Annotated in this window: 11 protein-coding genes; 4 read left to right on the forward strand and 7 right to left on the reverse strand. The window is 53.9% G+C overall.

What is annotated here, in order from left to right; genetic code table 11:
- Positions 1-148 precede the first annotated feature (148 nt).
- The 3 genes from Q0K07_RS12230 (at position 149) to nrdD (ending at position 2075) form a co-directional block, all read left to right on the forward strand.
- Positions 149-1207 (forward strand): site-specific integrase, encoded by a 1059-nt coding sequence (locus Q0K07_RS12230; protein ID WP_294559586.1) that lies wholly within the window; start codon positions 149-151, stop codon positions 1205-1207.
- A gap of 147 nt (positions 1208-1354) precedes the next feature.
- Positions 1355-1906 carry a tail fiber assembly protein gene (locus Q0K07_RS12235; RefSeq protein ID WP_294559587.1) on the forward strand — a complete coding sequence of 184 codons (552 nt, stop codon included), beginning with the start codon at positions 1355-1357 and terminating at the stop codon, positions 1904-1906.
- 7 nt (positions 1907-1913) lie between these two features.
- Complete coding sequence (gene nrdD / locus Q0K07_RS12240; protein WP_294559588.1) at positions 1914-2075, forward strand: anaerobic ribonucleoside-triphosphate reductase; 162 nt, start codon at positions 1914-1916, stop codon at positions 2073-2075.
- Between the two features lie 338 nt (positions 2076-2413).
- On the opposite strand, the gene Q0K07_RS12245 is transcribed toward nrdD, so the two are convergent.
- On the reverse strand, positions 2414-3286 hold the full coding sequence (locus tag Q0K07_RS12245) for an SWIM zinc finger family protein (protein ID WP_294559589.1): 873 nt from the start codon (positions 3284-3286) through the stop codon (positions 2414-2416).
- A 45-nt stretch (positions 3287-3331) separates the two neighbouring features.
- Entirely contained in the window at positions 3332-3850 is a 519-nt protein-coding gene (locus Q0K07_RS12250) for a hypothetical protein (protein ID WP_294559590.1), read from the reverse strand.
- Between the two features lie 348 nt (positions 3851-4198).
- Between Q0K07_RS12250 and Q0K07_RS12255 the strand changes: the two genes are divergently transcribed.
- Positions 4199-4642: a phage regulatory CII family protein gene (locus Q0K07_RS12255; protein ID WP_294559592.1), complete on the forward strand. Its 444-nt coding sequence runs from the start codon at positions 4199-4201 to the stop codon at positions 4640-4642.
- A 217-nt stretch (positions 4643-4859) separates the two neighbouring features.
- On the opposite strand, the gene Q0K07_RS12260 is transcribed toward Q0K07_RS12255, so the two are convergent.
- The 5 genes from Q0K07_RS12260 to Q0K07_RS12280 form a co-directional block, all read right to left on the reverse strand.
- Positions 4860-5021 carry a hypothetical protein gene (locus Q0K07_RS12260; protein ID WP_154674803.1) on the reverse strand — a complete coding sequence of 54 codons (162 nt, stop codon included), beginning with the start codon at positions 5019-5021 and terminating at the stop codon, positions 4860-4862.
- A 107-nt stretch (positions 5022-5128) separates the two neighbouring features.
- Positions 5129-6241 (reverse strand): site-specific integrase, encoded by a 1113-nt coding sequence (locus tag Q0K07_RS12265; RefSeq protein ID WP_294559593.1) that lies wholly within the window; start codon positions 6239-6241, stop codon positions 5129-5131.
- A 230-nt stretch (positions 6242-6471) separates the two neighbouring features.
- Positions 6472-7575, reverse strand: coding sequence for a redox-regulated ATPase YchF (gene ychF, locus Q0K07_RS12270; protein ID WP_294559595.1), 1104 nt, complete (start codon positions 7573-7575; stop codon positions 6472-6474).
- 30 nt (positions 7576-7605) lie between these two features.
- Positions 7606-8328: a ubiquinone/menaquinone biosynthesis methyltransferase gene (locus Q0K07_RS12275; RefSeq protein ID WP_294559597.1), complete on the reverse strand. Its 723-nt coding sequence runs from the start codon at positions 8326-8328 to the stop codon at positions 7606-7608.
- Positions 8325-8504 (reverse strand): hypothetical protein, encoded by a 180-nt coding sequence (locus tag Q0K07_RS12280; protein ID WP_294559598.1) that lies wholly within the window; start codon positions 8502-8504, stop codon positions 8325-8327. Before Q0K07_RS12280 ends, Q0K07_RS12275 begins: the two co-directional genes overlap by 4 nt.
- Between the last annotated feature and the right edge of the window lie 128 nt (positions 8505-8632).

Here is an 8632-nt window from a genome sequence, read left to right on the forward strand (position 1 = left end):
GCATGGACATAACTATTCCGTTTGCGCCGGGAAGGCCTGGCATATTGTATCGCCCCATATTCTCCGCGTCCCGCAAAAGCCAGAAAGACTATAAAATTTTAAGTATTCCTGATAGTTGTTCGGAAAACAATCGTCAGGAGTAGTAGCTATGATTAAAAATTTTCCTTGGAGGCGTAAACCGTGGAAGGTTGAATGGAAGAATCCGTGGACAAAAGCCCCTCGTACCCGATGGTTTGAATCTGAAGCGCAGGCGGTCGCGTTTGAGGAGGCGCAGCGGGCGATTTATGAGCGGGAAAAGGTGCTCATGACACGGGCGAGAAAGCGCAGCAGGGCAAATGCGCCGGCAATCACCATAGCTGAGCTTTTCCGGGAGTTCCTGGCTCGTCCTGATATCAGGGAGTCCACAAGATCGTCGAGCGGCTATCATATCAAGCCCATCTTGGAGCTTTTTAGCGCCCGAAGGGCGGCCAGTCTTACGCTCGATGACGTGCGCGTATTTTCGGAAATTCAGCGGGGGCGGAATGTTGGCCAGAGTACCATAAATCGTCGTCTGTCCGTCCTTCGGGCTGCCTGCAACTGGGCAGTGTCCAAAGGTTTTCTGAAGGAATCGCCCATACGGAACATGAAGCTGCCGCACGCGCCTTCTCGGCGCATAGAACCGCCCACCATACCGGAGATTGATCGTCTCCTGAAGCATGCTCCTGAGCATATACAGAGAATCATTCTTCTTGGGCTTTACACAGGGGCGCGTCCCGGCCCGTGTGAGCTCTTTCGGCTGAGGTGGGACGACATTCTGCTCGATGAGGGAGTCATTTATATGCCGTGCGCCTACAAATCAAAAACGATTTCCGCGCGCTATGTCCCCATTCATGAAGCCCTGCTTCCCAAGGTCAGGGAATGGAGGAAGCAAGACGGGAATACTTGTTCGAGCGTCATTCACTACCGGGGCAAGCCGGTAAAGCGTATCAGCGAAACATGGCGCAAACTGAGGGGGAAGGCCGGCATTGCCCGAAAAATACGGCCGTATGACCTGCGCCACGCCTTCGCCACTCTGAGCATGGCGGAAAGCGGCGATATAAAAAGCATTGCCGAACTGATGGGGCACAGCACCTACACCATGCTGCTATCCGTCTATCAGCATGTGAGCAACGCTTTGAAAATCAAGGCTGTCAACGCCATACCGGTAGTGGCCAGCCTGAAAATCTGACCGTCCGGCAAAAAGCCTGTCGGCACCACGGCATCCGCCGGAGGTGGTCTTGCCGTGCGCCTGAAATCGTTTGCTCAGGAGTGCCCCCGGCTTTACGCTTGCTGTTTGGAGGGTAATGCAGCTGGAACTTAACAAAGGAGAATTGTCATGAAACTGTATAAGTATGACCTGAAAACCGGCGAGTTCACCGGGGAAATGGAAGCCCAGAAGCGGCCTAACAGGCAGGACATTGTTGACGTGATAGGGGCGACGGTTCAGCAGCCGCCGCAGGCCGGAGAAAAGCAGGCTGCCCGCTGGACGGGGAAAGACTGGGAACTTGTGGAAGATCACCGGCAGACCAGGGACAAAGGCGGCGTTATTGTGGAAGGTTCGGGAACGCCGTACTGGCTGCCCGGCGACACTTGGCGTACTCAGGCCAGGTATGTCACAGAGCTGGGGCCGCTCCCTGAAGGGGCGCTGCTGGAAGCTCCCGTCAAGTCGGAGGAAGAGGTCATGGAAATGGCTTCCGCGTCTGTACGGGCACGGCGTGACGCCGCGCTTGCGTCGTCCGATTATCTTCTGTTGGCGGACTATCCCATCAGTGCCGAGGAACTGGAAGCAGTCAAGGCCTATCGGCAGGCTCTGCGTGACCTTCCTGCCCAGGAAGGATTCCCCACAGACGTGACCTGGCCGGAACTTCCCGCCGTGCTGAAGGGGTAGCAAGCGCATGGAAAAGACCATAGGGCAGGGCGTCCACTTCGAGCGCATCCGCCGAATCACCGGCTACCTGGTGGGCGGACTGGACCGCTTCAACGATGGTAAGCGGGCCGAAGAACGCGACCGCGTGAAGCACATGAGCATGGAGCCCTGGAAACGAGCAGCGGCTTGACGTAGCGGGTAAAAGGATTCATTAAGAAGGGGCAGGGAGTGCGCTAACACCCTCTGCCCCAGAGATGGGCACATCCTCCGCGATTTGTGGATCGCAAGTTTCAATGCCCGGTAGAAGTTGCACCTTCTACCGGGCGACTTGCTTTTTTAGAGGTTCAACAAGTGAGCCGCCAAAGCCGCAAGGACGGCAGCCGTAAACGCGGCCAGCACGTCCCGGAGAAAGTGCTTCATGGGTTTATCCTCCTTTCGGGGGACGTGCCCACGCACGGCACCATACGGATATGATCGAGAAAAAACAAGGCCCGGTGACGAACCGGGCCTTGCGTATATGAGCGGATGCTATACAGTATAATTTTTAATAATGGCTTGTAATTTATCCATAAATGTAGAACAGGCAGACTCTATTTTCTTATAGCTGACTTTATCTACGCAATACGGTCTTGAACTTGGTCCGCCTTCTTCTTCGACAAAGTCATCGATGTCTGGATCATAATATGAAGATATGAGGATGGGAGAATATCTAAAATATAGTAAAAGAGTTGGATTCTTATAAGGTTTTCCATTTTTATATGTTTTTCTCATATAAATGGATAATTCATCAACATTATTTTGACATGTATATTCACTCCATAGTCCAGTACCAGATAGCATGGAGTCAACGGTTGGAATGATGTCTTTGATGGTTTTTATATGATAAATAGGCTTAGGGTTTTGATCTGGATGGGTAGAAATATATTCAGCTGCTTTAGCAAGCAGGGGAGATTCTTTGGCTCGGCTAGCAAGTAGTTCTATCCCGTCGGAATCTTCGGTAATACTGGAGCTGTCACCGGTTAAAAGTTTAGCAATATGTTTGCAAAACAATTTTCCCCTCATTCCTGCGGGGCACGTACAAGAGGCTTTTAGTTTTTTTCCTTCACCTTTTATGGTTACTGTATATGGTTTTTGTGCACTGCCTTGTACATAGTAATAAAGGTCAGGGATAGTATTTTCCTGGTTGATTTTATCATCCTTTTGAATTTGACTTTTTTGTTCCTGCAAAGTGAGCATATTTGCATAATTAAGAACATCTTTTTCTAAAAATTTTTTATCTGTTGTGCGTACTAGTAAACCCTTTTTATAATCACGATTAATTTTTGTTAAACTGACCTTTATTCCTAGAGATTGGAGATATTCAAAAACTTTCACTTGTGTGGGGAAAATGCGGTCAGTCATCTGTATCTCCTTTCTTTTGATTATTTTCTAAAAAGGAAAACCGGCTCACTTTTGCCCATCGGCGCTTTTTGCTGAGCTGGCGGCAGAGCCTTCTGTAGAATCTCCCAGAAGGAGCTTGGCGGAGACGTTTTGATAGAGTCGGTTGACACGTTCCAGCTCGGCGCGCAGGCGCTCGATTTCGGCGTCCTTGGTGTCCAGCTTGGCGTTGGCGGCGTCAAGCTTTGTCTTCAGCTCCCCTACCTGGGCAGCGGTGGGTGATGACGCAATCATTTCTCCTTCGCCGAAATACAGCCAGTCCCGGGAGACGTCAGGGAAAAGCTCAAGGATTTGCGGCAGGAGTGGCCAGAGATTGTTTTGGCGCGTCTCGTTGAGATAGCCATTAAATCTGGACTGGGATAAGCCAAGAGCCTCACCTAAGCTTTTTGCTGATCCTGCCTTGTTTTTGGCGATATGTTTTACTCTTTGAAATAATTGCATAAAATAATAATATTCGTTTAAAAACGAAGAAAATTCTTTACAAAAACAAGAAACTTTGTTTATTCTCCAAATCAGAAGAACAAACAAATAAACACGAACCAGAAAAACAAAACTTAACTATAGGAAAAGCAAGTAGAGGTCAAAGATGGAACGCTATGACCTGCTTAGAGAGTGGATGTACAACAATCGCGTGACCTTCAGGTGGACCGCCTCCAAGCTTGGCATAAGCGATGTCGGGGTGGCGCGCCTGCTTCGTTCGGACCGCATATCGGTCAAGCGCCATGCCGAGTTCGTGGACTTGGGCTTTCCGGAGGAACTTCTGCCCAGGGCTGAAGACTACATTCATAGGGGGAGAGCGCCGTTGGTTCCCGTTTGGGAACAGGCTAGCAGGGCCGGCGCTTGAACTGAACGTAAAAAAGGAAGCGAGATTCTACGATGGAAAGTCTCACAAGAATCTGCCATGCGGCTGTGAAGTGCGCGCCTTCCGGACTGTCTGCTGAAGATGTGGCCGATGTGCTGGGCGTGAATTACAAAACCATGATGGCGGAGCTGTCCGGCTCGGAACGGCACAAGTTCAATCTGGACTTGCTTGTGCCTCTCGTGCGGGCCACAGGAAGTGACGCTCCTCTCAAGGCCATAGGTAGAGCCTGTGGATGTCTTTTTATCCGTCTCCCGGAGATTGGCGATGTGGAGCAGCCCATGCTGGATGGTATGGCTGCGTCGGTCCGGGAGTTTGGAGACCTGCTGGAAGCGCTGGGCGACGCTTTGCGCGACGGTGTGATTTCCAGAGAGGAAGCGGACAGAATCACCAAACAAGGGCAAGAGGTGCTGGAAGCCGTGATGAAGGTCATGAAAATGGCCGGAAAGGAAGCCGAATAAAAAGCGGCCCGCAGGGAAAGGGAAGTTCCCGGCGGGCCAGAACGCAAACATACCATAGGAGTGCGTATGAAAAAAGACGTACAGCGGAAGACTGTGCCCGTCAATCTTTTTTCCTTCCGTTTTCGCGGACGGGAAGAGTTGCGGGACTATTTGGATGGACTGCACCGCCTGTGCAAGGGTGGAAGAATTGTTGATATCCCCGTCCACGGATGGGTGGTCAAAGGGGGATGCGCATGAGCCAGGAAATGATCCAGAGACAGGCGCTGGTGCAGTTGATGGAGTCCATATCCGTCGCGGTGACGAGAACTGCGCGGATGGAGTTTTTGAGTATGAAGCAGTTGCTGACCTCTTCGGAGGTGGAAGAACTGTATGGTATCAATGCCCGGACCTTGGCCTTCAAGCGGAGCCGAGGGGGAGGTCCGGACTACATTCAGGAGGACGAGCACGGTACAGTTTTTTACAGGCATTCCGACATCGAGGCATATATCAATCGGAATCGCCGTCGGGGCTCTTGAAGTGTGTAGCCAGAAGGGCAACGGCAGCTTGCCGGCTGTCCGGGCACAGGTGAGCGTAGCGCTGGGTCATGGTAATGGAAGCATGCCCCATAAGCTGAGAGATCACCAGTAGAGGAACCCCGTCAATGGCAAGCCAGCTGGCAAAAGTGTGGCGCAGCGTGTGGAAAACTACACGCTGCGCCCTGGGCGTTTCGGGAGTATTGAGGCCGAGCTTGAACGTGAGCTCATTGAAAACATTGTGAGTGACACAGGCATGACCGTTTACCTTTCCAGGAAAAATATGATCGGTGGGGAGTTTCCCTTTGATGAGCCGTTTCATGATATCTGCGGCCGGCGCCGACAGGTGAAGCATACGGCGTCCGGTTTTTCCGCTCACTTCTGCAACGCCGGCCGTGAGGTCTATGGAGGACACGGTGAGGCTGAGAATCTCCCCCAGTCGTCCCCCAGTGTAGAGGCTGAGGGCTGCAATATCATGCCAGACAGGGGATCGTTTCGCCAAAGCATCCAAAAGCATACGGGCCTCTGCATGCGTAAGGTACCGGGTACGCTGATTGTCCACTTTAGGCGGGGTAACGTCTTTTACAGGGTTTTTACATTTACCCAGTCCTGCTTTTTCTGTCTGGGTGTAGAGGGAGCTTAATACATGAAGCATGTGCTTGACACTAGCCGGCGCCATCCCACTGGCCAGCCGAGCATTTTTCAAACGGGTGACCATTGCCGGAGTCACGTCGTCCATGAACATGTGGCCGAACTCCGGAAGGATATGCTTCTGCATATAACTGATTGTGGCTTTGGAGTTCCTGAGAGTCAGGAGATGATGAGTTTTGTAGTAGTCCCAGGCATCCGATATGCGCGGCGCCTGCGTGGGCAGGCCGCGGCGTTTTGCCAGCGCTTCATTGCGCATCTGATAGGCTGCCTGCGCGGTCATACCTTCGCTGCGCCAGCCGCATTTCGTCCATACGCGTTTGCCGTCAATTTTGAGGCAGTAGTAAAAGACAACGTCCGGCTTGCCGTTGTAGCGGCGTTCGGTGCTTTCTCTTGTGTACACGCCTGTGAACCTGGTGCGGCTGGTTTTCATGCTCATGACAGACTCCTGCGGAGAACCTATGGAGTAACCAGAGAGGGGGGGAGATATCTCCCCTGGCATCTCCCCTGGTATCTCCCCAATTATGAAAATATCTCCCCTCAGGTAGCCCGAGAGGAGATATTTGGATATAGCAGGTTGCAAGGGTGTCTGCAAGCTTTGTCAATATTTTTCGCTAATTACATACAGCTCAAAACAGATTCTATCAGCTACACGTTGAACAGGAAGCCCTACACGTTGAAGAGGAAGTTCATCATGTCGCCGTCCTTGACCACATAGTCCTTGCCTTCCACGCGCAGCACGCCGGCGGCGCGGCAGGCGGCTTCGGACTTGTACTTCATATAGTCTTCGTAGCTTATGACTTCGGCGCGGATGAAGCCCTTTTCAAAGTCGGTATGGATGACGCCTGCGGCCTGCGGGGCCTTCCAGCCCTGCTTGAAGGTCCAGGCGCGCACTTCCTTGGGACCGGCGGTGAGGAAGCTGGCAAGACCCAGAGTGTGATAGCCCATGCGGATGATGTTTTCGAGCCCGCTTTCGGTGATGCCGTAGGATTCCAGCATTTCGGCCTGTTCCGCGTCGGAGAGTCCCTGAAGTTCCTCTTCCAGGCGGGCGCATATCTTCACCATGCCGCAGCCGCGGCTTTCGGCAAGGCCGCGCAGAGCCTTCACATGGTCGTTGTCTTCCTCAATGCCGGCTTCGTCCACGTTGGCGCAGTAGATGAACTTCTTGGCCGTGAGCAGGGAAAGCTCGCGCCAGACCTGATGGAAGGGTTCATTGAGTTCCGGCACCTCGAAGGTGGAGGCGGGCTTTCCTGCGCCAAGGTGCGCCACCAGAGATTCCAGCACGGGCTGGGCCTTCTGCATCTCCTTGTCGAACTTGGCCTTTTTCTTCAGGGAATCAAGGCGCTTCTCCGCGCTTTCAAGGTCGGCGAGAAGAAGTTCCGTTTCAATGGTGTCCACGTCGCGCAGGGGGTCGACGCTGCCGTCCACATGGGCGATGTTCTCATCGTCGAAGCAGCGCACCACTTCCACGATGGCGGCACATTCGCGGATGTTGGCCAGAAACTGATTGCCCAGTCCTTCGCCTTTGCTCGCGCCTCTCACAAGGCCTGCGATATCCACGAAATCCACGGTGGCGTAAATGGTTTTGGCGGGCTTCACCAGTTCGGTGAGGGCATCCACGCGCTTGTCGGGCACGGCCACGGTGGCCTTGTTGGGTTCGATGGTGCAGAAGGGGTAGTTCGCGGCTTCGGCGTTCTGCGCCTTGGTGAGAGCGTTGAACAGAGTGGATTTGCCCACGTTGGGCAGACCGACGATTCCTAGACTCAGTGCCATGATAAAACTCCGGAAAAAGCGGGACAGGCCTCAGCCGCGCACGGCGATGTGGAGATTGGCCACGCCCAGCGTGAAGGGAATGTGCTGAACAAAGGCGAAGCCCGCCTCACGAAGTTCATTGCTGAAATCGTCGGGCTTCGGGAAATTTTCGATGGTCTCGGCGAAATAGTCGTAGGCCGAGGTGGAATGGCTCACAAGGCCGGCGAGCTTCGGCATGATACGGCGCAGATACCAGTGGTAGAAGCGGCCGAACACCGGCGTGGACACGGGCGCAAATTCCAGAATGCAGGCGCGGCCTCCCGGAACGAGCAGGCGGTGCATCTCGCGCAGGGCGTCCATGCGCGGGCGCATGTTGCGTATGCCGAAGGCTATGGTCACCGCGTCGGCGCAGCCGTCGGGAAGGGGCATGTTGCGGGCGTCGGCCACCATGGTGGTCACGCGGCCTTTCTCGCTGGCGCGCATCTTGTGTTCCTCTCCGTAACGGAGCATGGGCTCACAGATGTCGGTGGCATACACGCGAAGGGAAGGGTAGCGCCGCACCAGGGCAAGGGATACGTCGAGGGTGCCCGCCGCCATGTCGATGACCGTGTTTGTGGGGCCGGGCACCACGGAGCGCACCAGGTTGCGCCGCCACCAGCAGTCGAGAAAAAGGCTGAACACACGATTCTGCAGGTCATACCACGGCGTCATGCGGCCGAACATTTCGGACACATTGCGGGTATGGTCGTCACCGGGCTGGTAGTTCCCGTTCATTCCGCTTCTCCTTCACCTGTGAGTTTTTCCCTGCCCTTGAGGGCCGTTTCCATGACCACGCGGTACACGGCGGGGAAGATCTCTTCAAAGTTGCTGGGAGAAAGGCGCTGTGCTTCGATGAACTTCACCGCGATTTCCTTGCTCACCTGCATGATTTCACGTTCCAGTTTTTCCATATATCCGCTCCTTACGGCATGCCGCAGGTTGATGGCAAAAAACCCGCCTGTGGGGAATGGCCCCGGCCACCGCGGCTGGGAACCGGGCGGGTCAAAAAGACGGGAAGGGGGACCCCCCAGCCTTTTTA

Source organism: uncultured Mailhella sp. (genome assembly GCF_944324615.1).
In the GTDB taxonomy this organism is placed as follows: domain Bacteria; phylum Desulfobacterota; class Desulfovibrionia; order Desulfovibrionales; family Desulfovibrionaceae; genus Mailhella.

What these genes read in the sequence shown, in the direction of transcription:
- Q0K07_RS12230 (WP_294559586.1), top strand. Translation starts at nt 149, where the DNA reads ATGATTAAAAATTTTCCTTGGAGGCGTAAACCGTGGAAGGTTGAATGG.
- Q0K07_RS12235 (WP_294559587.1), top strand. Translation starts at nt 1,355, where the DNA reads ATGAAACTGTATAAGTATGACCTGAAAACCGGCGAGTTCACCGGGGAA.
- nrdD (WP_294559588.1), top strand. Translation starts at nt 1,914, where the DNA reads ATGGAAAAGACCATAGGGCAGGGCGTCCACTTCGAGCGCATCCGCCGA.
- Q0K07_RS12245 (WP_294559589.1), bottom strand. Translation starts at nt 3,286, where the DNA reads ATGACTGACCGCATTTTCCCCACACAAGTGAAAGTTTTTGAATATCTC.
- Q0K07_RS12255 (WP_294559592.1), top strand. Translation starts at nt 4,199, where the DNA reads ATGGAAAGTCTCACAAGAATCTGCCATGCGGCTGTGAAGTGCGCGCCT.
- Q0K07_RS12265 (WP_294559593.1), bottom strand. Translation starts at nt 6,241, where the DNA reads ATGAGCATGAAAACCAGCCGCACCAGGTTCACAGGCGTGTACACAAGA.
- ychF (WP_294559595.1), bottom strand. Translation starts at nt 7,575, where the DNA reads ATGGCACTGAGTCTAGGAATCGTCGGTCTGCCCAACGTGGGCAAATCC.
- Q0K07_RS12275 (WP_294559597.1), bottom strand. Translation starts at nt 8,328, where the DNA reads ATGAACGGGAACTACCAGCCCGGTGACGACCATACCCGCAATGTGTCC.
- Q0K07_RS12280 (WP_294559598.1), bottom strand. Translation starts at nt 8,504, where the DNA reads ATGGAAAAACTGGAACGTGAAATCATGCAGGTGAGCAAGGAAATCGCG.